The organism is Chryseomicrobium aureum (genome assembly GCF_043182735.1).
Lineage (GTDB): Bacteria > Bacillota > Bacilli > Bacillales_A > Planococcaceae > Chryseomicrobium > Chryseomicrobium aureum.
The window spans coordinates 297,056-322,014 of sequence record NZ_CP171117.1; the positions used below are offsets into that span (position 1 = coordinate 297,056).

General features: G+C 39.8%; 19 protein-coding genes, 6 tRNA genes and 1 rRNA gene. 25 read left to right on the forward strand and 1 reads right to left on the reverse strand.

What is annotated here, in order from left to right; translation table 11 throughout:
• Positions 1-45 precede the first annotated feature (45 nt).
• The 3 genes from rrf to ACF3OH_RS01680 all read left to right on the forward strand — a co-directional run bounded on the left by rrf (position 46) and on the right by ACF3OH_RS01680 (position 1,228).
• A 5S ribosomal RNA gene (gene rrf / locus ACF3OH_RS01670) occupies positions 46-161 on the forward strand.
• A 914-nt stretch (positions 162-1,075) separates the two neighbouring features.
• A tRNA-Asn gene (locus tag ACF3OH_RS01675) sits at positions 1,076-1,151 on the forward strand.
• Between the two features lie 4 nt (positions 1,152-1,155).
• Positions 1,156-1,228 (forward strand) — tRNA-Thr (locus tag ACF3OH_RS01680).
• A 44-nt stretch (positions 1,229-1,272) separates the two neighbouring features.
• On the opposite strand, the gene ACF3OH_RS01685 is transcribed toward ACF3OH_RS01680, so the two are convergent.
• Positions 1,273-2,346, reverse strand: coding sequence for a type I restriction endonuclease (locus ACF3OH_RS01685; RefSeq protein ID WP_392455490.1), 1,074 nt, complete (start codon positions 2,344-2,346; stop codon positions 1,273-1,275).
• Between the two features lie 190 nt (positions 2,347-2,536).
• Here ACF3OH_RS01685 and ACF3OH_RS01690 point away from each other — a divergent pair.
• The 22 genes from ACF3OH_RS01690 to ACF3OH_RS01795 all read left to right on the forward strand — a co-directional run bounded on the left by ACF3OH_RS01690 (position 2,537) and on the right by ACF3OH_RS01795 (position 24,821).
• Positions 2,537-2,612 (forward strand) — tRNA-Val (locus tag ACF3OH_RS01690).
• A gap of 11 nt (positions 2,613-2,623) precedes the next feature.
• Positions 2,624-2,707, forward strand: a tRNA-Tyr gene (locus ACF3OH_RS01695).
• Between the two features lie 18 nt (positions 2,708-2,725).
• Positions 2,726-2,800 (forward strand) — tRNA-Gln (locus ACF3OH_RS01700).
• 4 nt (positions 2,801-2,804) lie between these two features.
• Positions 2,805-2,877, forward strand: a tRNA-Ala gene (locus ACF3OH_RS01705).
• 68 nt (positions 2,878-2,945) lie between these two features.
• Complete coding sequence (locus ACF3OH_RS01710; protein WP_392455491.1) at positions 2,946-3,521, forward strand: GNAT family N-acetyltransferase; 576 nt, start codon at positions 2,946-2,948, stop codon at positions 3,519-3,521.
• 70 nt (positions 3,522-3,591) lie between these two features.
• Positions 3,592-4,497, forward strand: a complete 906-nt coding sequence (gene rocF / locus ACF3OH_RS01715) for an arginase (protein ID WP_392455492.1) — start codon at positions 3,592-3,594, stop codon at positions 4,495-4,497.
• Between the two features lie 178 nt (positions 4,498-4,675).
• Positions 4,676-5,266, forward strand: a complete 591-nt coding sequence (gene sigW / locus ACF3OH_RS01720; protein ID WP_204590376.1) for an RNA polymerase sigma factor SigW — start codon at positions 4,676-4,678, stop codon at positions 5,264-5,266.
• Entirely contained in the window at positions 5,266-5,931 is a 666-nt protein-coding gene (locus tag ACF3OH_RS01725; protein WP_392456674.1) for a zf-HC2 domain-containing protein, read from the forward strand. The genes sigW and ACF3OH_RS01725 overlap by 1 nt, the downstream gene beginning before the upstream one ends.
• Before the next feature lie 100 nt (positions 5,932-6,031).
• Entirely contained in the window at positions 6,032-6,868 is an 837-nt protein-coding gene (gene cdaA, locus ACF3OH_RS01730; protein ID WP_392455494.1) for a diadenylate cyclase CdaA, read from the forward strand.
• The gene (locus ACF3OH_RS01735) at positions 6,861-8,162 is read left to right on the forward strand and encodes a YbbR-like domain-containing protein (RefSeq protein ID WP_392455495.1); all 1,302 of its coding nucleotides are present in this window, start codon (positions 6,861-6,863) and stop codon (positions 8,160-8,162) included. The genes cdaA and ACF3OH_RS01735 overlap by 8 nt, the downstream gene beginning before the upstream one ends.
• 29 nt (positions 8,163-8,191) lie before the next feature.
• The gene (gene glmM / locus ACF3OH_RS01740; protein WP_204590379.1) at positions 8,192-9,544 is read left to right on the forward strand and encodes a phosphoglucosamine mutase; all 1,353 of its coding nucleotides are present in this window, start codon (positions 8,192-8,194) and stop codon (positions 9,542-9,544) included.
• Positions 9,545-9,980: 436 nt separating this feature from the next.
• The gene (locus ACF3OH_RS01745) at positions 9,981-10,496 is read left to right on the forward strand and encodes a type 1 glutamine amidotransferase domain-containing protein (RefSeq protein WP_392455497.1); all 516 of its coding nucleotides are present in this window, start codon (positions 9,981-9,983) and stop codon (positions 10,494-10,496) included.
• Positions 10,497-10,899: 403 nt separating this feature from the next.
• Positions 10,900-12,702 carry a glutamine--fructose-6-phosphate transaminase (isomerizing) gene (gene glmS, locus ACF3OH_RS01750; RefSeq protein WP_392455498.1) on the forward strand — a complete coding sequence of 601 codons (1,803 nt, stop codon included), beginning with the start codon at positions 10,900-10,902 and terminating at the stop codon, positions 12,700-12,702.
• 213 nt (positions 12,703-12,915) lie between these two features.
• On the forward strand, positions 12,916-13,755 hold the full coding sequence (locus ACF3OH_RS01755; RefSeq protein WP_342526798.1) for a TnsA endonuclease N-terminal domain-containing protein: 840 nt from the start codon (positions 12,916-12,918) through the stop codon (positions 13,753-13,755).
• A complete protein-coding gene (locus ACF3OH_RS01760) occupies positions 13,752-15,908 on the forward strand; it encodes a Mu transposase C-terminal domain-containing protein (protein WP_392455500.1) in 2,157 nt (718 codons plus the stop codon). The genes ACF3OH_RS01755 and ACF3OH_RS01760 overlap by 4 nt, the downstream gene beginning before the upstream one ends.
• Positions 15,883-17,577, forward strand: coding sequence for an ATP-binding protein (locus tag ACF3OH_RS01765; RefSeq protein ID WP_342526794.1), 1,695 nt, complete (start codon positions 15,883-15,885; stop codon positions 17,575-17,577). The genes ACF3OH_RS01760 and ACF3OH_RS01765 overlap by 26 nt, the downstream gene beginning before the upstream one ends.
• A gap of 11 nt (positions 17,578-17,588) precedes the next feature.
• On the forward strand, positions 17,589-19,457 hold the full coding sequence (locus tag ACF3OH_RS01770) for a TnsD family transposase (protein ID WP_342526793.1): 1,869 nt from the start codon (positions 17,589-17,591) through the stop codon (positions 19,455-19,457).
• Positions 19,438-20,970: a Tn7-like element transposition protein TnsE gene (locus ACF3OH_RS01775; RefSeq protein WP_342526792.1), complete on the forward strand. Its 1,533-nt coding sequence runs from the start codon at positions 19,438-19,440 to the stop codon at positions 20,968-20,970. The genes ACF3OH_RS01770 and ACF3OH_RS01775 overlap by 20 nt, the downstream gene beginning before the upstream one ends.
• Positions 20,971-21,795: 825 nt before the next feature.
• Entirely contained in the window at positions 21,796-22,158 is a 363-nt protein-coding gene (locus tag ACF3OH_RS01780) for a DUF2294 domain-containing protein (RefSeq protein WP_204591155.1), read from the forward strand.
• A gap of 140 nt (positions 22,159-22,298) precedes the next feature.
• Entirely contained in the window at positions 22,299-23,309 is a 1,011-nt protein-coding gene (locus ACF3OH_RS01785; RefSeq protein WP_392455503.1) for a sodium-dependent bicarbonate transport family permease, read from the forward strand.
• 34 nt (positions 23,310-23,343) lie between these two features.
• Positions 23,344-23,910, forward strand: a complete 567-nt coding sequence (locus ACF3OH_RS01790; protein WP_204591151.1) for a carbonic anhydrase — start codon at positions 23,344-23,346, stop codon at positions 23,908-23,910.
• Positions 23,911-23,945: 35 nt separating this feature from the next.
• Positions 23,946-24,821 (forward strand): DUF6671 family protein, encoded by an 876-nt coding sequence (locus tag ACF3OH_RS01795; RefSeq protein WP_392455504.1) that lies wholly within the window; start codon positions 23,946-23,948, stop codon positions 24,819-24,821.
• Positions 24,822-24,959: the final 138 nt, after the last annotated feature.

Consider the following 24,959-nt stretch of genomic DNA (forward strand, 5'->3'; position numbering starts at 1 on the left):
AAAATCAATGGAGTTCTATCCAGTTTTGAGCGAACAGGCTCAAGGTCTAGTGATGATGGCGAAGAGGTCACACCCGTTCCCATACCGAACACGGAAGTTAAGCTCTTCAGCGCCGATGGTAGTTGGGGGTCTCCCCCTGTGAGAGTAGGACGTCGCTGGGCAACAAGAGAAGAAGGTCATCCCGTCAGGGGTGGCCTTTTTTGTGTGCGAAAAAGTAGACATAATCTTTTCCGGCGCCGACCCTCTCCAGTACGACCCATCCGTCCAAGACAAGACCTTCTTGTAGGAACGACTGCATCCAACTAACTCTACATCTAAAATAGTTTCCATAAAACGACTTCGGGTGTAGAAATCGGTTTACTTGCTGCAGAAAATAGGTCACTTGTTGTAGAAATCAAGTTACTTGCCTTAGAAAACACATTACTTGCTCCAGAATGCTCGCTCAGCCACAAAACCCTTACTAGTAAGACCTGAAATGTCAAAGAGCTCTTTCTGGCAAGAGCCTGATAACAGAATGCGTTTCTAGGAAGACGTTAGATGTCCAAATGCCTTTCTAGTAAGTACTGATCTGTCAGTGGTCGAACGCCAGTCTACAAAGTTTAAATAAGAATTTGAGAGTGATAACTTCTCAGTGGCAATCAATCCCGGAGTCCAGGTCGTCATTTCCCGGGCCATCTGAGTTTTCCCGAGACCCGGCAACGAAGATGAAAGTGCTCTTCTTTCAGCTTACGTGGGGAGGCTCGGGGAAACTCACCCAGGAAATGGCGGCCTGGATGGAGGGATTGACAGCTAAGAAACACCTCCACCTATCCTCTTCGTTCTTACTTTGATCTTTAGAACAAGCATCGTAAGATGGATCTGGCTTTTTGAAATACATTGCGCTATACCGATGCCATCTTATTTTGATCTTTAGAGTAAACTTCATAAGATGGATCTGGCTCTCTCAAGAACCCTCCGTCATACTGATGCCATCTTACTTTGATCTTTAGAACAAGCACCGTAAGATGGATCTGACTTTTTTCATGAACTTTCCGTTGACCTGCCCCACCTAATTGATATAATAGAAAAGTACTGTTCCGAAGTAGCTCAGTTGGTAGAGCATCCGGCTGTTAACCGGCAGGTCGCAGGTTCGAGTCCTGCCTTCGGAGCCATTTTGCTTCCATAGCTCAGTAGGTAGAGCGCATCCATGGTAAGGATGAGGTCGTCGGTTCGATCCCGGCTGGAAGCTTAAAGAAACGACTATCCGATTTGATTATGGATAGTCGTTTTTGTTTATAGAAAAGTAGTAAGAACTTTATTAAAGCTTTCTTTGTGATCGAACAAATCAATAGGTCTGTTAAATTCTATTATTGTTTTAGCAGCATCACCAGTGCCATCATTTAATACAATATAGTTTCTATTTTTTTCGAAATAAATCCGCATTAACCATTTTCTAATATTATCATCTAACAAAATATTAAAATAAGATTTGTTATCTCTATAGTAAATTCTTTCAGGATCAACAAACTCTTTTAGAGCCACTCTGACCACTGAATATGCTTCTAGCTCCTCGTTTGTTGTAACGATTGTCTCTTTACCATCCGCAGTAGTTATAGCAACTTCTGTTACAAACTGTTCTTCGATTTTATCTCCAGTAGACTTTAACGCAGCGTTAAGCTTTTGACTTACCATTTCATTAATAATTTGTTTTAATCCTTTTTGAATAATAGGTGTAAACTTTTCTAAAGTACTTTTGGTTTTAACTCCATCATAGATTTCATTTACTAAGAATTTCACAAAAGGATCAGACGGCAAATTAAACTGTGTATTTAAATATGTCTTTAAAGCATTCAAGTATTTTAATTCTGATGCAGTGCTGGTGATATTATCTACGTCAAATGCATCTTTTCGAAACTTAGCAATCTCTTGAAGGTGAGGTTCTTTCAAATCAAGAATGTTAAAAGTGAAGAATGGAGAAGTATCCATTTTATTTGGTTCAACTAAATCTGTAAAAAACTTATATTCGATTCCATTTGTTAAAATAGAGAATTTGGCAGTAGTGGTTCCAAAATATCGAAAAAGTTGAGAATCATGTTTTGTGAGTGGAGCATTTATGCTTTTACATTCGATTAGTATTACTGGTTTACCTTCATTGAGAATCGCGTAATCAACTTTCTCTCCCTTTTTGATTCCTACATCAGCTATAAATTCAGGACTAAACTCTAAAGGATTAAAGACATCATATCCAAGCATTTGAAAGAAAGGCATTATAATAGCAGTCTTAGTTGCTTCCTCTGTAGAAATAGAATCTTTAAGTTGTTCAATTCTCTTTCCTAAACCATGAAGCTGTTCGTGAAACTTCTCCATAAATTCCTCCTATTAAAATATATTTAAAATTCTGTTAATTATAGTTTAACGGAAATATTAGGAAATGTGTACTAGATAATTTAATACTGTATAAAACATTGTAAAATGTAGAAAACTATTTCTTAAAACCCTTGCACGACCTTTTTCAACATGCTACAATAATTCTTGTCCTGTGAAACAGCGACATACTGGAGGATTAGCTCAGCTGGGAGAGCACCTGCCTTACAAGCAGGGGGTCGGCGGTTCGATCCCGTCATCCTCCACCATATAGACCTCTGGAGGGGTAGCGAAGTGGCTAAACGCGGCGGACTGTAAATCCGCTCCTTCGGGTTCGGCGGTTCGAATCCGTCCCCCTCCACCATTTATTTATACAACGCATTGGGGTATAGCCAAGCGGTAAGGCAACGGATTTTGATTCCGTCATGCCTAGGTTCGAATCCTAGTACCCCAGCCATTCTGGGGCCTTAGCTCAGCTGGGAGAGCGCCTGCCTTGCACGCAGGAGGTCAGCGGTTCGATCCCGCTAGGCTCCATAACAAGCACTCATTTCTTTTTTAAAGAAGTGGGTGTTTTTTTTCTATATAAAAAAGGGGGAATCGGAATGCAAAAAACACTAAATGGGGTAACCCTTCGTCCTTTAACCAAAAAAGATGGCGACGCCTTATGGGAGACATTTGAGCCGGAAGTGTATGTACACATGCTCACCAAAGTGGAGCGTAAAGAGCAATTACAGGGGTGGCTTAACTATGCGATTGATCGTATGGAAACTGAGAAGGATGTCTTGGTGTTTGCAGTGATAGATGAAAGGGCAAAAAAGGTGATTGGTACTACACGTCTGTATGATATAGACCTCAAACATAAAGCAGCAGAGATAGGGGCGACGATTTACGCAAAGCCTTATCAACGCACGCATGTCAATACGACGTGTAAGTATCTTCTTCTACAGTATGCATTCGAGGAGCTCGGACTCATGCGCGTACAAATTCGAACGGATGCTGAAAACGAAGCATCACAAAGAGCAATTGAACGAATTGGATTCGTAAAAGAGGGTTTTCTTCGCAATGAAAAGATACGGAGTACCGGAAAACCTCGGGACACTTATTTGTATTCCATGATTGATGCTGAATGGCCGGAAGCAAAGAAGAGATTACTTGAGAAGATGAATAAATATACGTGATTTTGCGCGGTTGAGCCATCGTTATGTAAGCAGTTACAATAGACATAACGAATTGAGGAGGCATAAAATCATGAATAAATTAGAGATGTCCGTAATTGGAGTACCTATGGATTTTGGTCAAAATCGTCGCGGTGTCGACATGGGACCAAGCGCAATGCGATATGCTGGAGCGATTCAACGTCTAGAAGCTCTTGGGCATGACGTACGAGATGAAGGCGATATTTCGATTGATCAGACAAACGCTGGCCATGATACAAATACAAAGCTTCGCAACTTACCAGAAGTCATTGAAACAAGCACAAAGCTTGCTGACAAAGTGAGTGAAGTTCTAAGCAACAACCGATTCCCATTAGTTCTTGGTGGCGACCACAGTATTGCCATTGGGACGCTTGCAGGTCTTGCAAAGAATTACGAGAACCTAGGTGTGATCTGGTACGATGCGCACGCCGACATGAATACAGAAGAGACTTCGCCGTCAGGGAACATTCACGGGATGCCACTTGCTGTAAGTATGGGCCTTGGTCATGACAAACTTGTCAACATTCATGGATACGCGCCAAAAGTGAAACCAGAAAACATCGTCATCATCGGTGCACGTTCAGTTGACCCAGGTGAGCGTGACTTGATCAAAGAAAAAGGTATGAAAGTATTTACGATGCACGAAATCGATAAATTAGGGATGACAGAAGTGATGAACCAAGCGATGTGGTACCTACGTGACCGTGAAGTGGATGGCGTCCACTTGTCTCTAGATTTAGACGGACTTGACCCACTCTATACACCGGGAGTTGGGACGCCTGTACCAGGTGGAATCAGCTATCGTGAAAGTCATCTAGCGATGGAAATGTTAGCATCTTCAAACTTGATTACATCAGCCGAGTTTGTGGAAGTGAACCCGATTCTTGATGAGAAAAACAAGACTGCGGATGTTGCAGTTGCATTAATGGGCTCACTTTTCGGAGAAAGCCTCGTATAAAAAAGTCATTCGTCCTCTTCTTAAAAGAAGGGGACTTTTTTCATGCACTATATGAATAATTCGTCCCCTAAGGTCTGTCAAAATTTGTTACAATAAAATAATAAAGAAAAAGTGAAACCTATTGATACCACGGACCGTATAGATTATAGAACCGCAGAGGCGGAGGGGAAAGTAGAGCATGGATGCTATCGTCAACAAGAGAATCAAACAAGTGTTAAACGGGAATCAAGATGCCTATACAGAAATCGTGGATTTGTACCAAGCACGCCTTTATCAAGTGTGCTATCGTATGCTTGGCAACAAACACGAAGCCGAAGATATTACCCAAGAAGCTTTTTTACGGGCTTTCATTAATTTGCATTCATTCGATCAGAAGCGAAAATTTTCTACATGGATTTTTCGCATCGCAACGAATCTTTGTATCGACCGAATTCGTAAAAAGAAACCAGACTATCATTTAGATGCCCAAGTTCCGGGAACAGATGGTCTCGATATGTACTCACAAGTCGCAGCGAGCGGAGCACTTCCTGTAGAGCAGTTGGAGAAAATGGAGATGCAAGAGCGTGTCCAGTATGAAATCAGCCGCTTACCAGATAAGTATCGATCGGTCATCGTCTTGAAGTACATGGAAGAATTACCGCTACAAGAAATCAGTGAAATTTTAGATCTCCCTCTCGGTACAGTGAAAACACGGATTCACCGAGGGCGGGAAGCGCTCCGCAAACAGATGAGTCAGCTCCCGATGACGGAGGTAGGAGGGAAACGATGATGGGTGCATGCCACGAGAAATACATTGAACTAATGCATGCCTATCTAGATGGGGATATTCAGCCTGATGAAGAAAAAGAGCTGAAAGCCCACTTGAAGAGCTGTGAGGCATGTCAAGCGCATATGCACGAACTTAGTGACGTTGTTGCGTTTATGAAGAGTGCTCAGCCGGTCACACCACCACCAGATTTGACGTCAAACATCATGGCCACACTACCAAAACGCAACGTTTCAGCCGGACCACAAAACTGGTTTAGACGTTATCCAATAGTATCAGCAGCCGCAGTATTTTTAGTCTTTATGAGTGCCATGTTCTTTGGCAACTTCTCGAATGACCAACAGTTCGCATTTACGAAAGCCGATAATATACTAGTAGAAGGCGACACTGTGATCATTCCAGAGGGAGAAGTTGTAGAAGGCGATTTTGTCGTCCGAAATGGTGATATTCGTGTGGAAGGAACCATTGAAGGGAATTTGACGGTCATCAACGGTCGCATCATCAATGAAGATGAGATTGAGACATCTTCCTTAATGGCATCCACAGCGGTGGTCACAGGAGAAATTGAAGAAATCGACCGTATCTTTGAATGGTTATGGTTCAAAATGAAGTCTGGCTATCAAGGTGTCGAAAACTGGATCACAGGTAGTGACGATTCTAGTAATTAAATGAAGAACTCCCGCATCTCCTATGAGGTACGGGAGTTTTTTCTATACGCATCTATGGTATACTAGTGCCATATGCATACAGTGAAAGTGGGGTGGCCACATGGACTTTTTGATGCAACTACAAAACAGTGAACCCATTGAATTGCTTATTACGATTCTAGACGTCCTGTTCGTGTGGTTTGTCATTTATAAACTCATCACGTTGATCCGCGGCACAAAAGCGGTTCAATTGTTAAAAGGTATTTTTGTTATTATCGTGGCGCGTGTTATTACCGACACCCTCGGAATGGAAACGCTCGGTTGGATGCTCGATCAAGTCATTCGATTTGGTTTTCTTGCCATCATTATTATTTTTCAGCCTGAGATTCGCCGTGCTTTGGAACAACTGGGACGCGGGAAGATTTTTGCCCGCAGTTCGTTGCAAGAGCAAGAGGAACAAAATCGACTCCTTGGTGCGATGTCGAAGTCGGTCAGTTATATGGCCAAACGCCGTATCGGTGCTTTGATTTCGATTGAACGAGAGACTGGGTTATCGGAGTATATAGAAACAGGTATTCCGATGAATGCTACGATTTCTTCGGAACTCTTGATCAATCTTTTCATTCCAAACACGCCACTGCATGATGGAGCAGTGATTGTTCAGCGTAATAAAATAGCTTCGGCTGCTTGCTATTTACCACTGTCTGAAAGCCCGTTCATCTCAAAAGATTTAGGGACGCGCCACCGCGCAGCAATCGGACTGAGTGAAGTGACAGATGCTGTGACGATTGTCGTTTCAGAAGAGACGGGAGCAGTCAGCATCACAGCCAATGGCGACCTGCACCGGAACTTGACGATGGACGAATTTGAACAACATTTAAAACGTTTGTGGTTTGGTGAAACGGAGCAGCAAGTGACCACGTCAAAATGGTTATGGAAGGGGCCGAAAAATGGATAAAATGATGGATAATCCGTGGTTTTTACGTATTGTCTCCCTTTTATTTGCCGTCCTTCTATTTATTACAGTTCAAAATGAGTTAGAGGGCAATCAAATGAATACAGTAGGCACTAGCGTAGAAAGTATTCAAGATGTACCCGTTCAGGTCTATTACGATGATGACAATCTTGTGGTGACGGGTGCGCCTGATACTGTCACATTGAATATCGAAGGGCCAAGCAATCTTGTGCTTTCGGCTCAGACTATGCAGGATTACACTGTGTTTCTCGATTTGCGGGAATTGCCACTTGGCCAGCATGAAGTTGAAGTCCAATATGAAAATCTTCCGGAACGTTTAAAAGTGCGAACGGATCCACGGACTGTGACAGTTACGATTGAAGAACTCATCACGGAAGAGTTTGCAGTCGAACCAGATATGAATGAGCGATTGCTTGCTGACAATTATGTGGTAAAATCAACTAATGTTGAGCCGAACCGTGTAACGGTAACAGGAGCACGCAGTATTGTTGAAGCGATCAGTTTCGTGAAAGCGACTGTTAGTGGGGAACAAGGGCTCAATGAATCCTTTACACAGGAAGCCCGTGTTCGCGTTTTAGACAGGGACTTGAACAAGCTAGATGTCGTGATTAAGCCGGAAGTAGTGAATGTTTCGGTTGAGATTGAGCAATACAGCAAAGAGGTGCCAATCGTACTGGAGCAAACAGGTTCTCCTCAAGACGGAGTTACGATTAATTCGATTACCTCTACGGTTTCTACAATGCGAGTCTTTGGGCCTCGTTCTGTGGTTGATGCACTTGAAGAAATTCCAGTGCGTGTGAATGTTTCACAAATCGAAGAATCGGGCACTGTAGACATAGAAGTAGAAGCGCCTGAGGGAATCGACCGAGTGGGAAGAGATACAGTACCAGTCACAATCAATGCCACAGTAGCAGCACCGGAAAATGAAGCAGAACAAGTTCCAGAGGATGATACCTCTGCAAATACACCACCTGAAGACACGGAAGATGTGGTCACATCTCGTACATTCCAAAATGTACCGATTGTGATTGCGGGACTGGCAGAAGAATGGAGTTCCACTTTTGCCATCCCCAGTGATGGGGTCGTGAATGTAACAGCGACCGGCCCGGAATCACAGGTCAATGAATTAACCGCAGAAGATGTGCAAGTACGTATTGATGCTAGCGCAGTCGATGAAGAAGGCGAATTTACTTTGCCGATCGAAGTCGAAGGATCTGATGTGGCAACATGGGTGGCTGAGTTATCTCAAGCAACGATTACTGTTGCAAGAACTTGAGTTGCCATGAATTAAGGAGAGAATTTCTAATGGGAAAATATTTTGGTACAGATGGTGTTCGTGGAGTCGCAAATGAGGGCTTAACACCAGAGTTCGCATTTCGTTTAGGTCGCGTGGGCGGCTATGTATTAACTCAGAATGCTGAGGGCAGAGCAAAAGTATTAGTGGGCCGTGATACACGTATCTCAGGTCACATGCTAGAGTCTGCACTAGTAGCAGGTCTATTATCAGTTGGCGTTGAAGTCATGACGCTCGGCGTATTGAGCACACCTGGTGTGGCTTATTTGACGCGTGTTATGAGCGCGGATGCGGGAGTCATGATCTCAGCATCGCACAATCCAGTTGAAGACAATGGAATCAAGTTCTTCGGTTCAGATGGTTTCAAGCTAACAGATGAGCAAGAAAATGAAATCGAGGCGATTCTTGATCAAGAGGAAGATACTCTTCCACGTCCAACAGGCGGAAATGTTGGAGCTGTATCGGATTATTTCGAAGGTGGTCAAAAGTACCTTCAATTCTTGAAGCAGTCTGTGACTGAGAACTTTGTAGGCATCCATGTAGCACTAGACTGTGCACACGGTGCTACGTCTTCTCACGCCACACATATTTTTGCTGACCTAGATGCAGACATTTCAACAATGGGTTCATCGCCAAACGGTCTTAACATCAATGATGGCGTTGGATCGACGCACCCAGAAGCTCTTTCAGCTTTCGTGAAAGAAAAAGGCGCGGACATTGGTCTTGCGTTTGATGGTGATGGCGACCGCGTCATTGCAATCGATGAAAAAGGAAATGTCGTCGATGGCGACCAAATCATGTATATTTTAGCGCGTTATCTTGTCAAAGAAGGCCGTTTGCACAAAGAGACTGTTGTTTCTACTGTAATGAGCAATATGGGCTTCTACAAGGCGCTTGAGCATCACGGCCTACAATCTGTCCAAACAGCTGTAGGAGACCGCTATGTGGTCGAAGAGATGCGTAATGGTGGATACAATTTGGGTGGCGAGCAATCGGGCCACATCATTTTCTTAGATTACAATACTACGGGTGACGGCCTCCTAACAGGTCTACAACTCGTGAACATCATGAAAGCAACAGGTAAGAAGTTATCAGATCTAGCGGGTGAGATGAAAATCTTCCCACAAAAGCTTGTCAACATCCGTGTAACGGATAAGCATGCTGTAACAGATAATGAAAAAGTGGCAGCGATCATTTCAGAGGTCGAAAGCGAAATGAACGGCAATGGCCGCGTCCTCGTGCGTCCTTCTGGAACAGAGCCACTTGTTCGTGTCATGGTTGAAGCGGAGTCACAAGAAAAGTGCGAAAGCTACGTCAACCGTATTGCCGACGTCGTGCGTGCTGAAATGGGCTTAGATCAATAATCCAGTCAAACGCCTCCCTTCCAGGGGGCGTTTTTTTGTTCAGAAAGGTCTAATTAGTAAGGTTTTAAGTAATTCAAGGTTTTCTAGAAAAGGTTTTGAGTAATTCAAGGTTTTCTAGAAAAGGTTTTGAGTAATTCAAGGTTTTACTAGAAAAGGTTTTGAGTAATTCAAGGTTTTTCTAGAAAAGGTTTTGAGTAATTAGTTTCCATAATACGACTCAGGGCACAAACGGTAGTTTTGAGGGCACAATAACGCTCGCTCAAGTCACAAAACATGTCTACCAGGTCACAAAACCAGTCACCTAGGGCCCAAACCCCTATTATCCCAAACCCCTATTATCCCAAACCCCTTTCTAGAAAAACCTTCGCAATCCGAATGTTTAATTCTTTCTCAGAGTGGAATACATAGTACGTACAAACATTTAGGAGGAGATACAATGGCAAAAGTAGCAACGTTAATCACCAACATGTTTGAAGACGTCGAATGGACAGAACCAGCAAAAGCTTTGAAAGATGCGGGCCATGAAGTGGTCACAATTGAAAAAGAAGCAGGCAAGACGGTTACTGGGAAAAAAGACAATACAGAAGTCACAATTGATAAATCAATTGATGATGTGAACGCAAGTGATTTTGACGCACTTTTACTGCCAGGCGGATTCTCACCTGACCAACTACGTGCCGACGATCGTTTCGTCCACTTTACAAAAGAATTCATGGATGCGAAAAAACCTGTATTCGCTATCTGCCACGGGCCGCAGCTGCTAATTACAGCAAAGACTCTAGAGGGTCGCGATGCAACAGGCTTTAAATCCATTCAAGTTGATATGGAATATGCTGGAGCGAAAGTGCAAGATACGGAAGTAGTCGTTTGTCAGAATCAACTGGTGACTAGCCGTCAACCAGACGACATTCCGGCATTCAATCGCGAAATGCTCAAGCTTTTAGAGAACTAGGACCCCCAAGACCTTTTGGTGCCTAAGCACCAAAGGGTCTTTTCTTACATAGATTACAATTGACGAGACCCACTAAATTTTGTATGATATGGAGGTTATGCTGAGAAGCATAGGAACACGCGCTAAAGGAGGAAAGCTGTGCGCGCAAAGAAATCGGAAACAAGTTGAAGCGCCAGAGCTAAGGAACTCGGACGGAAACAGTCCTTAGCAGACGAGGTGGAGGTTTATCGAGGATTCGGCGGATGCCTCCCGACCGCACTACGCCCGGTTGTTACTCTATCTGTAAACCTGCCAAGCGATTGGTAGACAGACCGGATAGAAGGCGATACTAAATAAGTATGAAAAAAAGCGCCCAAAGCGACGCTTCTTTTTGCATGCTTCAATCAATCGGAGGATTTTTATTATGTGTGGAATTGTTGGATATATCGGCGAACGTGACGCCAAAGAAATTTTGTTAAAAGGCTTAGAAAAATTAGAATACCGCGGCTATGACTCAGCGGGTATTGCAGTTCGTAACGAAGAAGGCATCACAGTATTCAAAGAAAAAGGCCGCATCGCAGATCTTCGCGGAGCAGTTAGTGAAGACGTAATGGGCAAAACAGGTATCGGACACACACGTTGGGCAACTCACGGTGTTCCAAACCAAGTAAATGCTCACCCTCACCAAAGTACAACAGAGCGTTATACGCTAGTACACAATGGGGTTATCGAGAACTATCACTTACTACAAAAAGAATATCTTCCAGGCGTTGAAATGAAGTCTGATACAGATACAGAAGTTATCGTTCAATTGATCGAGAAATTTGTAAACGATGGCATGACGACTGCAGAAGCATTCAGCAAAACGCTTGAACTTCTTCACGGTTCATATGCAATCGCACTTTTAGATGCGGAAGAAGCACAAACAATCTACGTTGCAAAAAACAAGAGCCCACTTCTAGTTGGTCTTGGAGACGACTTCAATGTAGTCGCTTCTGACGCAATGGCGATGCTTCAAGTAACAGACACGTACGTAGAGCTTCACGACCAAGAAATGGTGATTGTGAAAAAGGATTCAGTTGAAATCCAAAAGTTAGACGGTACTGTTGTTGCGCGTGATTCGTATAAAGCAGAGCTTGATATGAGTGACATCGAAAAGGGAACATATCCACACTACATGTTAAAAGAAATTGACGAGCAGCCAGCTGTAATGCGTAAAATCATCCAAGCGTACCAAAACGAAGCAGGCGAGCTTTCAATCGATGCAGATATTTTAGAAGCTATCAATGCTTCAGACCGTCTTTACATCATTGCTGCAGGTACAAGCTACCACGCAGGTCTTGTTGGTAAAGAGTACTTCGAGAAAATTACGAAGAAGCCAGTAGAAGTGCATATCTCAAGTGAGTTTGGCTACAACATGCCAATCCTTTCTGAGAAGCCACTATTCGTCTTCATCTCTCAATCAGGTGAAACAGCTGACTCGCGCCAAGTTCTTGTGAAAATCAAGGAAATGGGCCACAAAGCACTTACCGTAACAAACGTTCAAGGATCAACACTTTCTCGTGAAGCAGACTTCACATTGCTTTTACATGCAGGTCCAGAAATCGCAGTAGCTTCAACAAAAGCATACGTTGCACAAATCGCTGTTCTAGCTGTGGCTGCAACTGTGGCTGCTAAGCACGCAGGTCATGATGTTGAATTTGACTTGATCAAAGAGCTTGGGATCGTAGCGAACGCAGTACAAGCAATGGTTGACTCGAAAGAAGCAATCGAAGCAATTGCAAAAGATTTCTTAGCAACAACGCGCAATGCATTCTTCATCGGACGTAACGTCGACTTCTTCGTAAGTCTTGAAGGCGCATTGAAACTAAAAGAGATTTCGTATATCCAAGCAGAAGGTTTTGCAGGTGGTGAGTTGAAACACGGAACTATCGCTCTTATCGAAGACGGTACACCAGTGTTCGCTCTAGTAACACAAAAACCAGTGGCACTAAACATTCGCGGAAACGTGAAAGAGGTTGTAGCACGTGGTGCGAAACCTTGTATCATTTCAATGGAAGGTATGGAAGAAGACGGGGATACACTTGTTATTCCAAACGTCCACAGCTTACTAACACCTTTAGTATCTGTTATTCCACTTCAATTGATCAGCTATTACGCAGCGCTTCACCGCGACTGTGATGTGGATAAGCCGCGAAACTTGGCGAAATCTGTAACAGTAGAATAGAAACTATCCCCCTTTTGGATTCGTCCAAGAGGGGTTTTTTTGTGGTAACAACTATGTGCAATTTAATTATTTTCGAGATTTCTTTACTGTAGATTTGAAATAAAGTTGTACCGTTTGTAAAAAAGAGGTACCGTTTAAAATAAAGTTATACCGTTTATAAAAAAGTTGCACCGTTTTATCCCTTTGGATATGATTATCTAAAGGGGTGTTTTTATGTCGAAAAGAAAAAGAACATCTGAAATTGAACATTGGATTAAACAAGGTCGAGGCACCGGTATAGGAGTAGATTATAAACCTTGGTTGAAGATTCAAGATGTATCTTCAAAGGGTCGTTCCACTCGTTTAAAAGGAATAAAAACAAACAGACAGCATGAATTTCTATCGGATTTAGAAAAAAATTACTTCTATTTAACTGAATATTCAAATCATATTGTTGATATTCGAGAACAATTTCCTTTATTGCCATTAGAAGAAACCATTGTTATTGCAGATGAGTTAGGTATTAAACATCCTACTGATCCTAAAACTGGTGATCCGATTGTGATGACAACGGATTTTTTATTAACAGTTGATATGGGACAAGGTGTGTTTGAAGTAGCACGTACAATCAAAATGAAGGACGATTTACTGAAGGAACGAGTACTCGAAAAGTTTGAGATTGAACGAGAGTATTGGCAACGGAAGGAAATTGATTGGGTGGTTGTTACAGAGGAGGAAATCCCCAAAACAATGGCACGAAACATTAGCTACATTCATGATCATTTTGATATTCGAGATTATGATGTATTTCAGGAAATGAGTTCACAACATATTGAAGATTTATCCTTATCTTTAATGCAAAGGTTACTAAATAACAAAAATAGTATCCGTATAATTACGAATGAATTTGATACCGATACCCATTTACCTTTTGGTAGTGGTGTAACACTGTTTTATCATTTACTTGCTCAAAAAAACATCGTTATAGATATGCTTGAGCCACTAAATTTAGAGCAACAGATTGATATTAAATCCATTGATGAAAGCACGCTGAAGAAGGAGAAATACGGATGATTTATATTAATCAGGTGTTTCAATATGTGAAGGATTCAATACGGATTCGGGTTGTTGAAATAGAAGAATCGTATGTTTTTATTGTAGATATTGATGCACACACATCTATGCCAAAAAAAGAGCTTTATGCCACATTGTCTACAGAAATCGAACAAAAAGAGTTATTAGTGATATCAGATCCGTTCGCAAGAGTTGTAGCTGATAGTGACTTAACAGATGTGCAAATTCAAAAGCGCGAAGATGATTGGGATACTATTCAAAAATACTGTTTGGAACATATGGATGTATTGCTTCAAAGAAATGGTAGAGAAACAAAGATAAAGGAAATTGCAGGAGAGTTAAATGTGACACCTACTAAGGTAAAAAAGCTCCTCAGTCGATATTGGCAGCGTGGTATGACTAAAAATGCTGTGCTACCGGATTATGCAAACTCAGGTGGTAAAGGGAGATCCAAAGCTTTAGCAAATGCTAAAGTAGGTCGTCCACGAAGAGTAAATACTAGTGGAGATTATCAAACTGGTATCAATATAACAGATGAAATAAAGTTACAGTTCGAGCATGCTATTAACAAATATTACCGTAAGACAAATAACTATTCATTAAAAGATGTCTATCATTTTATTCTGCGCGATTTCTATTCAGACCGTTATAAAGAAAAAGGTGAAATGAAATATCGAGTGTGGGAAGCAAATCGAATACCGTCCTATCATCAGTTTTATTATTGGTTTAAGAAATTCGAAGATCCAAAGAAAGACATTCAATTCCGTAAAAGCACGAAAGAATATGAGCTGAAGCATCGTCCGATTTTAAGTGATTCTAAATCAGAAACAAATGGTCCCGGTACTAGATTTCAAATTGACGCAACTATCGCAGATATTTATTTAGTCAGTTCGCTTGATGTAAATAAAGTAATTGGGAGACCAGTTATTTATGCGGTACTTGATGTGTATTCACGTATTATTACGGGTCTTTATGTTGGGCTAGAAGGGCCGTCATGGATCGGTGCAATGATGGCTTTAGATAATATGGTTGCTGACAAAGTAAAGTTCTGTAATCAGTACGGAATTGATATTGCACCTGAGCAATGGCCAACACATCATTTGCCTGAAATTATTATCGCTGATCGAGGTGAGTTTGAAGGCTATTCGGTAGAGAATTTAATTAACAATCTTAACATTAAAATCGAGAATACTACGGCTTATAGGGGTGATTTGAAAGGGATTGTTGAAAGGAAATTCCGTACGTTTAATGGGAAGGTAAAGCAAAAAGCTCCCGGAGCAATTCAAAAGGAATATCGAGAACGTGGAGATCAGGATTATCGCTTAAATGCTACGCTAAATTTAAAGGAATTTACATCTCTAATTATTACAATGGCGCTTCATCATAACCAAAAGGTCATTGATAAATATCCTGTTGAAAAAGAAATGGTAGCTGATGGACTAGTGCCAACGCCGATTAACTTATGGAATTGGGGTATTCAAAATCGCAAAGGAAGGTTAAGAACAGTTGATCGAAATATTCTTCGTCTGAACGTGCTTCCACGTGGGAAAGCGACAATTTCAAGAGCTGGAATTAAGTTTAAAAATCTTCTTTATGGTTCTCGTCAAGCTATTGAAGAGCAATGGTATTTAAAGTTGAAAAATAGAAGTCTAGAAATCGTTTATGATCCACGTCATATTGAAAAAATCTATATTCCCCACGATAACGGAACAGATTTTGAGACGTGTATTTTATTAGAGCCTAGTCAGCAATATAAAGGTGACCTCTTGGAAGAAGTTGTCTTTCAGCAACAACTTCGGAATGAACTAGAAGAAATGGAACGAACAAATCAAATTCAGCTTACGGTAAATACTGATGCAGCATTGGAAGAGATTATAAAAAAAGCCGTTAAGAACAAAAAAGAATCTTTCAATCAGCCAACTAGTAAGAAAGCTAAAATAGCAGTTATTCGTGAAAACAAGGATGTTGAAAAACAGTTGAATCTTGAAGCTGAAAAGTTTGATTTATCACCTAATAAGGTTAGTGAAGCAGCTGACGTAATCGACTTTGTTACAAAAGAGAAGATTGATGAAACACCACCTAAGAAATCAGGCTCACGTCTTATGGAAAAACTAAAGAAGAAGCGAGATGAGGAATTTGGGAAAGACAAATGACATGGTTGTCTTAAAAGGGGATTTTGAGAAAGCGGTCTATAAGGAGCAGCTTTTAAATGAATATACCAATAATCCTTTCATCGAAGCTCTTCCACCTATATTTAATGAGGATAATGTGCTAGAGCGATTTATGGTGACTCCACGAATTAGTGAGCAAGATAAGTTAAGTGAAACGAATATTCGTTATCACGTCTTAAAACGTGTAAGGAATTTTATCCAGCCGTTACCGATTCATTTCGAGGTAGAACGTCGATTGTCTACATTGATTCGGAGGGGTTACTTGGCGCGAAATCCATTAGATAGAACATTTCTAGAGCGTGTTCGGGTGTTGCATGAATTGCGTGAAGAAGAGGAAACAGCTCACAAATATATAGATGAACGACTAAATTATATTCGTTCAACTGCCGATAGCTTATCCATTATCGGTATTTCTGGAATTGGTAAAACAACAGCAATTGAACGTCTTTTGCTTATGTATCCACAAGTGATCAAGCATGAAGAATACAAAGGACAACCGTTTAATCGAACTCAAATTGTTTGGCTTAAAATTGACTGCCCGTATGATGGAAGTTTATCTACACTTTGCAAAAGCTTTTTCAAAGCAATTGATGATTTACTAGGCACTCGATATTTAGAAAAGTACGGCTATTTGAACCGTGTGACATCGACAATGTTATTGCACATGACATCGTTAGCAAGTATGTACGGCATCGGTATTCTAGTAATTGATGAAATCCAGCACTTACTATATTCCAAAAATGAACAGGAAGAAATGTTGAATTTTTTTGTAACACTGTCTAATACAGTTGGCATTCCTACGGTTTTAATCGGCACTTCTAAAGCACAAAAATTATTCAAAGGAAACTTTAGACAGGCAAGACGGGCAGCAAGTGATGGAGCTATTATTTGGGATCGTATGGACGAAAATAGTGAAGAGTGGGAGTTTTTCCTAGAGACACTTTGGGAATTACAGTGTTTAAAAACCCATTCTGAGCTTACAGAGGAGACAAAGAAGGCATTTTATAATGAATGCCAAGGGATTACTGCTGTTGCCGTGAACCTATTTATTCTAGCGCAAGAACGAGTATTATTTGATGAGGACAACCCGGCAGAAATCATTACACCACAAGTATTAAAAAAGACTGCTAGGGAAGATATGCAAACGATTCAACCAATGATGACAGCTATTCGGACGAACAATTTTGCCGATATGATGAAATATGAAGATATTATGATTAACTTGGATGAAGTCATGCTGAATCACAAGCGAAATACTGAAATGACAGGACGTATTCAAGAAGCATTTAAAGAGCGCCAAAATACAATCGAGTATAAACGTCAAGACATGATTGGGAACTTAAGTGTTGAAGTGGAAGCTCTTGGTATTTTTGATAGTTTGAAGGAAAACGATATTAAAAAGCTCTCACAAAAAATAGTTGAGGAAAATCCACTTGATACTAAATTTCATCAACTTAAATCAGACGTGATTCAGCAGGCGATTGCATTAAATCAACAAAAGAAAGATCAAAAAGCAAAGGCAAAAGCAAAAAATGCAGAGATTCTACCAATGCTAAAGCTAAGAAAGCAAGCATTAGACAAAAAGCAACACCCCTATGAATTATTAAAAGCAAATGGATACATTAAAAATCCTTTGGAGGAATTCTACTAGGAGGAAACCAGATGCTGCCATTCTTTACTGATCCATATCCAGATGAATTGATATATTCGGCGGTCGCACGTTATCACTTTTACAGTGGGAATATTGATTGCAAAGATACGTTAGAAGAAGTATTTCAAAGTCGTTCAGTGATTCCGAGTGTTGAGATTGGTAGCCATTTTAATTCTCTCGCTAAACAGATGGGCACGCATTATTCGTTAGAAAGTTTATTAGCCAAGCATACAATTTATCCTTTCTATGCTCCTTTTCTATCACAGGAGAAGCAACGACAAATTATGCAGGATGTTCAAGGTGATGGAAAAGGACTTTATACAAGACTTGGAATGGTCGCAGGAGGTATTTGTAAAAAGGACGGACTCTATTATTGTCCGGAATGTGCAGCTAGTGATATTGAGCAACATGGAGAACCCTATATTCATCGTGAGCATCAACTACAAGGGATTGATTTCTGTGCGCATCATGAATTGAAATTAAAGAAGTATCCTGTCGATTTTTCAAAGCAGAGTCGAATAGAGTTTATTCGATTCGATAAAAAGCTAATGAACTTATCAAAGATTCAAGAAGTTGAACCAAAAGAGTTTGTAGCCATTCAAATTGCTTTAGCAAAGATGGCTTATCAACTGCTACAAGTTCCAATACATCAATTTTCAAGGGGATCTATTAATCTTAAATATCGGGCTCTTTTACGAGAGCGTAATTTAATAACAACCTCTAATCGAATTCGGCAAAAGGAGCTATACAAAGCATTTCAATCAAAGTTTCCAAAAGGATTTTTAGTTAAGTATGAATCAGCAATCGATGTTGATAATGAGTACAATTGGCCGAAGGTCATTACACGCAATCTAAAACGTCATGCGCATCCTTTCCGTCATTTGCTTATGCTTTATTTCTTAGAACAAGATGTAGATTCCTTTTTACAAGGTGAAGCTGATATAGGTCCTTTCGGTAGTGGTCCATGGCCTTGTTTAAATAAAGCAGCTAATCATTATAAGGCATTTGTAATTCCTGAAGTAAATGTTACGAGGGATTTTAAATCAAAAGCACCCATTGGTACGTTTGAATGCTCTTGTGGCTTTATTTACGCTAGAAAAGGCCCTGATAGATTATCTAAAGATAAATATCGTATTGGACGTGTAAAAGCATTTGGAGACGTCTGGAAGGCTAAATTACATGAATTGGAAGCCAAAGGAACGTCCAGTACAAGAACATTAGCTAAAATGCTTGGTGTAAATTCGAAAACGGTTAAAAAATATCTTTCTTCAGAGATAAAAATAGAAGGATTATCAGAAAACGATATCCCTTCGATGTTGCTGACTAATCGAAAACAATTATTAAAAGGAATGCAGCAATACCCAAGTTATTTAAGAACTCAAATTCGTCAGTGTTTCCCAAAAGAATATATCTACTTGTATCGTCACGATAAAGAGTGGCTGTTTGAACAGTTGCCTAAAATTCATGAGAAGAAGAATAATCAAGCAATTGTCGATTGGGCCTCACGTGATCGGGAATACTGCTCTGAAGTAAAAAAACTTTATAAAGAACTAATCGTACTAGATAAACCTATTCGGATTACAATCTCGATTGTTGGAAAACGACTTGGAATATTATCTAACTTGGAGAAACACCTTGATAAGCTACCCCAGACTAAAAAGCTCCTATCTGAAATTACAGAATCTACTCAGCAATTCCATATCAGACGTTTTTGTAAAATTATTGATCGAATGTTACAGGGGCAAGAACCAGTTGTTTTATGGAAGGTACAGCGTATTGGTGCTGTTAAGTCACATCATTTTCATGAAATAAAACCGTATTTGGAAGAATATTTACGAACAAAACAGGAAGTGAAAAGTTATGAGCAAACAACAGGTTAAAATTGCTTGGCCTTTTGCAAAAGGTGAAAAAGCACAACTGATATGGATTGGTGAGCCATTCCGATGTGATCATAAAATGATGATTAAAGCTTATTTTCGCTCACAAGGTCGTACAGAAGGTATTTTAATGGATTGGGGTACATTACCATGCCTAGCAATCCAACATTATTATACTGATGGCATCATTACGGCTAGTCAAGTTCCTAAAGGTGTACAAGAAATCGATATGACTATTTATCCTAATAGTGTTAAATATCACAAACGCCCTTGGTCTATTCAAGGAAGCAGTGATTCTGCAACTTCCCGTAGTTTCGTGTTCTCTTTTGATGGCAAGAATGTCATTTTACCAGTCATTGAAGTGTTGCGTAGCATTTTAGCTCCGAACGGCTTTCTTTTATATCGCTTGTTTGAATCGAATTCATTTCCTCAATTCTTCACTGAAACATACGAACCTAATAAAATTCATCTTAGCTTTTCATCATCTTATGAACTGAAATACACCAAAACAGGTTTTATTTATCAATTGGTTTGGTTACTAACGAATCGTGATTTACGGCAAGTCTATGAAAATATAGCCTTTACTTGGTTGCAGGAAAAGGCTTTGATATTTGAATGGGGCCTTACACAATCGATTACCATAACGGTTCGTGTAAAAGAGAATAATAATTCGTGGACAGTTCTACAAATCGTAAATGTGAAAAATAAATATATTCCATACAAACATATCTCAATTTCACATCCAGAAATACAAGATCAAGTGAAATCGAATGAGGCGAAGAAATATACTTATCGCGCCGTAAATAAAATGGACGATGAAGAGGGCCTTACATTAGATGAACAAGTCGATGGCTCCACGGAAGACTTTGATCTTGTACAAATGAATCAGTTGAAACATGAATATACATTGGTACCTAAAATCAAACGAATTAAAAGTAGTTCCTCAAAGCAGCGAACGAAAGAAGATGAAAATACTAAGAAATACTATGGCAATAATGATTCAATGCGATCTACAGCAGATAGTGGAGGTCAACATCTAGCAAGAGGGCTAGAGCATCAAATGTTGCACGAAATCCAGGCTCAAGGTGAGCTAAATGATTTTATTAATGTGTTGAAAGTAATGGAACAGCATCCAAATGTAGTGGAAATTAGAGCATTTACCGATGTGCTACCGGAAGGCTTGGGAGAACGTAAATTTACAAAGTTAAGTGATGGTGTTACGAAAAGACGATATGTGATTGCTAAAGTACATATGACAAATGGAAAGCAATTTAATATTATAGAAGTAGAGCGTGAGAATCGTTCGTTGTCGATGTTGATTTTATCATCGCCTAATACTCATAACTGGAATGCTATTTATCATTGTTTACTTGTAAATCTTGTTAATAGCAATGGCGCATGGACGAGTCAAACATTGAAAATCATTGAAAATCGAGGTGTTATTGTGATGAAGGCGAAGCATAGTTCTAAAGGTATTCGTCATAGGAGTAATATATTGTTAAATAAGTTAATTTAAAAGAACACACTTTTAAAACATTAGTGTTCTTCCGCAATCGGGCTAGTTAATCAAAGAAAAAGTTATATAAACCTTGCTAATGTTACAAATATTTATAGTCATTTTAAATTCGAGTTGTATATCTAAGAAAAATGTAATAAGTAAAACCGGACAAAACCCGGCCGGTTCTTTTTTATACGATAACCTCCTCAAGGAATATTTACTAGAGGATGTCTTTTAATGTCCAAAACACTGTGATAAGGAAGGAATTTGAACAGCCGATTGCTCTTTTTAGGGCAAGTGGTCAGTCAGACCCAAGCTAAATAGTGTGCAGAAAAAAATTTGGAACTACACCAGCTAAAAATATTGGCTAAAAGGTATACCAACGAATATGCCGCACGGTTAATAAACTAGACAAGGTTAGAATAGTTCCCAGGGGTAGGAACTGATGAACTTCCGAAAGTACTAGTACTGGTCTAAAGTTTGAACATAGGGAAACTATGTCCCATCCAATGATGGAGTGAGGGGTGTAGAGTAAATTTGGCCCTTTGAATCCAAACGCTTAGCATATCTCAAATAGGAGATTGCCAACTGATAAAGAAACATATAGATATATTTTGAGTTTGACAACCGAACTGCTTAAAGGTAGAATAAATTTACAATAAAAAGCTACGATAGATTATCAATATAACTACAAAGGGAAAATGTATTAGCACTTGGGTAATGTGTCATTGTCCTTGTGAAAATATAATTAAAGACTTTTGTAGTTAGTTTGAAATAAATCGGTATGAGATATCACTATATTTGGTGATATCTCATACTGATTTTTTTGTTAGGGGGGGCAATATGACAAAAGGTCAAATAGAAGCAGAAATCAGCAAAGCATTATCGCAATGGGAGAAGGATTTTCTAGGTCGCGGATCCGTTACGGTCAAGACCGATATTCTCCGCGACATGGTAATTGTGGTTTTGAAAGGAGTCTTAACACCCGCTGAATATAAGCTCTCTGAAACAACGGAAGGATTGTTGTCGATCAAACAAATTCGTTCTCACTTGGTGGAATCAGGTCGAGACAAATTAGATGAAATCATTCGAGATAAAACCGGTGAAGAAGTAATGATATTTCACACTGATATTAGCACAAGAACCGGTGAACGAATTATGGTCTTTAAATTATCGTGTAATTTAGAGGAAAAACTAAAGTCTTAATAAAATCAAACTTGGGAGATCTTTAAAAGACCCTTTTAAGAATATAGAATGGGTAAGTTGAAGATAAACCAGCTATTTTACATGCTAAAGGGATTATATATCGTCGGTCAACACTGGTAGTAGAATCGGAGGACTAAAGAGTGACTGATATTATTATTCAAAATTTACTATCTCCAGTTGTGTTGTTTTTTGCACTTGGAATACTCGCAGCAATGGTGAAATCAGATTTAAAATTTCCAACGGCGCTAAGTGAAACGTTAAGCATATATCTTCTGATAGCGATAGGAATCAAAGGTGGAATCGAACTTTCCCATTATTCATTGAGCACTGTTATAAAACCTATCCTCGGAACCCTGTTTTTAGGTACTTTTATACCTATAATCGTGTTATTTATCCTCCGTTTCATGAAAATGGATTTTAAGAATGCCATCGGCCTGGCTGCGACATACGGGTCGGTGAGTATTGTTACCTACGGAGCTGCTATTTCGTTTCTTAGTGAATTTGGAACAAAGTATGAAGGTTTTATGAATGTCTTAGTTGTTCTACTGGAAAGTCCAGCTATTTTTGTTTCCTTGCTTTTGTTGAAACTGAATGAAGAAAATCAAGGGCATTCTTTGTCACAAAATATCAGATTCACTGCAGGCAAGCCAATGGTCAGTGGTTTAATTAATACAAAAGTGATTAAAGAAAGCCTGTTTGGAAAAAGTGTGTTGCTTTTGCTGGGAAGTCTTGTGATCGGATGGATTGCGGGTGAGGGTGCTCTTCCTGCTGTTAAGCCATTGTTTATAGACCTTTTTCCAAGTGTTTTGATGATCTTCTTACTCAATATGGGTGTGATCGCTGGTCAAAGGCTTCCTGAAGTGAAAAAACATGGATGGAAAATCCTGCTCTTTGCAATCTTTATGCCTGTATTATCCGGCATTTTGGGGATTTTTGTCGGGAATTACATTGGTCTTTCGCTAGGAGGTACTACATTGATGGGGGTGCTAGCTGGAAGTGCTTCGTACATTGCTGCTCCTGCCGCATTAAGAACCTCAGTTCCTGAGGCTAACCCATCCATTTATCTAGGGTTGTCTCTAGGGATTACTTTTCCCTTTAATTTGATTTTCGGAATACCGCTTTATTATTCAATAGCACAATGGCTTCAATAATTTCTATCATTAATAAAGAAAGGAAGTGTTGATCATGTTTGCGGATAAAATATTTAATAATCAACAAATCGAAAATGAACCTATTTCAACTAACCCAGACAATAGGAAAAAAGTATTATGTATAGTTGGGATGGAGGAACCATTGGAACAATGGTTAAATTCTGCGTCTCATTTTCTCCCGGAACAAATAATGGTATTAAAAAGCTATGGCCCGGTTATCTCAGAACCATACGATAGTCTCATGCGTAACATAATTATAGCAGTTTATCAAGAAAATGTAGAGGAAATTTTCGTTATAGGGTCAGCAGATAGAAATGAATCTATTTCGGACCCTAGTAATTTAATTTCCAAAGTCATACAAACAAAAATTCCAGCGGTTAAGATTCAAACCGTAGAATATCTTTTTAAACATTGTTTCCCTGGATTTACAGCAAACGATATGGCTCAATGGATAGAGGGAAGCAAAACAGTCACAGATGGTATTAAACAGTCTGTAAACTTGATTCGTCGGCATCCTTTGATGCCCTCGGAAATTAGAGTATATGGCCTATTGATAGATACTGTTAATGGTGTGTCTACGCGAGTTGTGGATCATCAATAACAAGTATATTTAAATATGGTTGGGGTTGAAAAACTATGATCAAAAAACAACATTACGCAGATCATCCATATTCTGGTCGTAAAGCAGTTTTAGCGACTATGCACGGAAAAGAGCTGGCTATTGGTCCTCCCTTTCATAATCTGTTACAGCTTTCAATTGTTACTCCTGAAGGGTTAAATACCGATGGTTTGGGGACTTTTACTGGTGAAATAGAGCGTAAGGGGACACCATTAGAGACGCTGCGAAAAAAAGTACAAATGGGAATGGACCATCTTGGACTACCGTATGGTATTGCGAATGAAGGAAGTTTTGGACCTTATGATAATTTTCCTTTTATCGCCCAGGATCATGAAATTCTTATATGGATTGACAATGAACGTGGAATTGAGATTGTAGAACATACGTTAAGTACTAAGACCAATTATGCTTCAAAAACAGTTTCAACATGGAATGATATGGATGATTTTTTATTGAAATCGGATTTTCCTGCACATGCACTTATTGTAAGTCCGAATTCCGAGTTTTTACCTGGATTAACCTTCAAAGGATTAAACCAAATAGATGACGTAAAGGAAGCCATTAAACGTTGCGCTTCTGCTTCCACTGACGGTCAGGCACTTATTCAAACTGACATGAGGGCACATATGAACCCCACTAGAATGAAGGTTATCACTGAACTTGCAGAAAAAATGGTTCGACGGTTAGCAACGTTGTGCCCGAAGTGTTCATGCCCCGGATGGGGGATTGTTGATTATGTTAAAGGATTGCCCTGTGGAGGTTGCGGGTTAAAGTCAAAACAAATATCAAACGAAGTATATGGTTGTCCAATCTGTGATTTTAGGGAAACTCTTCCGCGCCAGGATGGTGTTAAAACCTCTTCACCTGCTTATTGTGATTGGTGTAATCCTTAATCATTAGAGTTTTTTTAATAAATAGAATTCTTGTAGAGGAACGGGTTAAATGGGTGAAATAGGCTTTAGGAGTCTTTGTGGAGGTAACTGGGAATAATAAAAAAGGGCTATTCGGATTTTATGGTGAAAAGTTAAGCA

Coding starts and splice junctions, on each gene's coding strand:
- ACF3OH_RS01765 (WP_342526794.1), top strand. CDS start 15,883: ATGAGGAATTTGGGAAAGACAAATGACATGGTTGTCTTAAAAGGGGAT.
- ACF3OH_RS01780 (WP_204591155.1), top strand. CDS start 21,796: ATGACAAAAGGTCAAATAGAAGCAGAAATCAGCAAAGCATTATCGCAA.
- ACF3OH_RS01770 (WP_342526793.1), top strand. CDS start 17,589: ATGCTGCCATTCTTTACTGATCCATATCCAGATGAATTGATATATTCG.
- ACF3OH_RS01735 (WP_392455495.1), top strand. CDS start 6,861: ATGGATAAAATGATGGATAATCCGTGGTTTTTACGTATTGTCTCCCTT.
- ACF3OH_RS01775 (WP_342526792.1), top strand. CDS start 19,438: ATGAGCAAACAACAGGTTAAAATTGCTTGGCCTTTTGCAAAAGGTGAA.
- sigW (WP_204590376.1), top strand. CDS start 4,676: ATGGATGCTATCGTCAACAAGAGAATCAAACAAGTGTTAAACGGGAAT.
- glmM (WP_204590379.1), top strand. CDS start 8,192: ATGGGAAAATATTTTGGTACAGATGGTGTTCGTGGAGTCGCAAATGAG.
- cdaA (WP_392455494.1), top strand. CDS start 6,032: ATGGACTTTTTGATGCAACTACAAAACAGTGAACCCATTGAATTGCTT.
- ACF3OH_RS01725 (WP_392456674.1), top strand. CDS start 5,266: ATGGGTGCATGCCACGAGAAATACATTGAACTAATGCATGCCTATCTA.
- ACF3OH_RS01685 (WP_392455490.1), bottom strand. CDS start 2,346: ATGGAGAAGTTTCACGAACAGCTTCATGGTTTAGGAAAGAGAATTGAA.
- ACF3OH_RS01790 (WP_204591151.1), top strand. CDS start 23,344: ATGTTTGCGGATAAAATATTTAATAATCAACAAATCGAAAATGAACCT.
- ACF3OH_RS01760 (WP_392455500.1), top strand. CDS start 13,752: ATGATTTATATTAATCAGGTGTTTCAATATGTGAAGGATTCAATACGG.
- glmS (WP_392455498.1), top strand. CDS start 10,900: ATGTGTGGAATTGTTGGATATATCGGCGAACGTGACGCCAAAGAAATT.
- ACF3OH_RS01710 (WP_392455491.1), top strand. CDS start 2,946: ATGCAAAAAACACTAAATGGGGTAACCCTTCGTCCTTTAACCAAAAAA.
- ACF3OH_RS01755 (WP_342526798.1), top strand. CDS start 12,916: ATGTCGAAAAGAAAAAGAACATCTGAAATTGAACATTGGATTAAACAA.
- ACF3OH_RS01795 (WP_392455504.1), top strand. CDS start 23,946: ATGATCAAAAAACAACATTACGCAGATCATCCATATTCTGGTCGTAAA.
- ACF3OH_RS01745 (WP_392455497.1), top strand. CDS start 9,981: ATGGCAAAAGTAGCAACGTTAATCACCAACATGTTTGAAGACGTCGAA.
- rocF (WP_392455492.1), top strand. CDS start 3,592: ATGAATAAATTAGAGATGTCCGTAATTGGAGTACCTATGGATTTTGGT.